The organism is Escherichia sp. MOD1-EC6300, from assembly GCF_002965045.1.
Taxonomy (GTDB): Bacteria; Pseudomonadota; Gammaproteobacteria; order Enterobacterales; family Enterobacteriaceae; genus Escherichia; species Escherichia coli_F.
In genome coordinates this window covers 1-1,126 of the sequence record NZ_PTRH01000053.1, presented here as the reverse complement: position 1 = coordinate 1,126, position 1,126 = coordinate 1, and the positions used below count along the sequence as shown (strand labels likewise).

At 54.8% G+C, this 1,126-nt stretch carries 2 protein-coding genes; both read right to left on the bottom strand.

Features of this window, described 5'->3' with window-relative positions:
• A partial coding sequence (locus BGE37_RS24735; RefSeq protein ID WP_241956684.1) for a DUF6531 domain-containing protein occupies positions 1 to 406 on the bottom strand: 406 nt, incomplete at its 3' end.
• Between the two features lie 66 nt (positions 407 to 472).
• A partial coding sequence (locus BGE37_RS24730; protein ID WP_418933182.1) for a bacteriophage T4 gp5 trimerisation domain-containing protein occupies positions 473 to 1,126 on the bottom strand: 654 nt, incomplete at its 5' end.

The window sequence follows — 1,126 nt, the reverse complement described above, 5'->3', positions numbered from 1 at the left end:
TGCGGCTGTACACCGCCTCCCCCGGCAGCAGCGGCTCAAAGTGAATGCTCCGCCCGCCGTTGTCGTTGAGTATCAGTGCGTCATCACGTAGCTGTAAGCGGATATCCGAAGGCGCTTTCCAGCCGGGGCCGAAAACGCCCACCGGGGCAGGCGTCCTCGTCCGGTAGCTGCTGTAGGTGCGGGAGAGAATGAACGGCAGCGGGCCGGGCAGCGCAAGGTCCGTCTCGCCGGGCAGCACCTTCGCCCCCAGCAGCGGATTTACCGGGTTGCCCGAAGTCATCCCGCCCGGACACACCGAGCACGCCACGCCGGTGGGCGCGCCAATTCTTACACCTGCCGAACCCTGGACAATGGGACCGCCATACTGAGTCATATCTCCCTGACGCGCTGCTGGTTTTCCGCTCATGATTCAATTCCTTCTTCTGTTTATTTTTAATGCTTGTTTGTTACTGAATACCGAACAGGTACGGGATCAGTACTCTCTCATATCCGGCGTATCCTGCTTTTCATCAGGGGTCTTCGGTGGGGATTTCGAGGCTGCACAGTTCCAGTTAATCAACAGTGAGTCACCATTAACCTGCTCCTTACCCTGCAAATGAATTTTTGTGCCGTTGAGAAAAATTTGTCCGTCCTTAGTCAGCACCAGCCTTGCCTTACCACAGCAGAGTTCCAGATGCTCACCGGCGGAGTAAATCGCGGTCTGCCCGGTATCATCCTTTTTCGTTTTACCAACGGTGAAGGTAACGTTATTTCCGACTTTGACGTCATAACCCAGCCCGACCATCAACGATTTATGCAAACCGATCTGCGAGGACTGCATCAGGGCCACCGAGGTGTTCATAATGCCACCTACCGTCGTCTGATACGCCACGCCCACAGTCAGCGCACGAACAAGTCCAATCGTTTCCACCTGAACAGAGCCCACTTTAATGATCTGGTTACTGCCCACCGTCTCTATCTGGTTAACGCCCACCGTCTGTATCTGATTGTTGGTAACCGCAATCACCTGATTGTTGCCGATGGTCTCAGCATGGTTGTTTATCACATCCGTGGTGCGGTTATTCAGCACCTCGGTGTTCATGTTCTTCTGCGCGTGGATGTAGACCTGTTCTTTCCCTGTCGCATC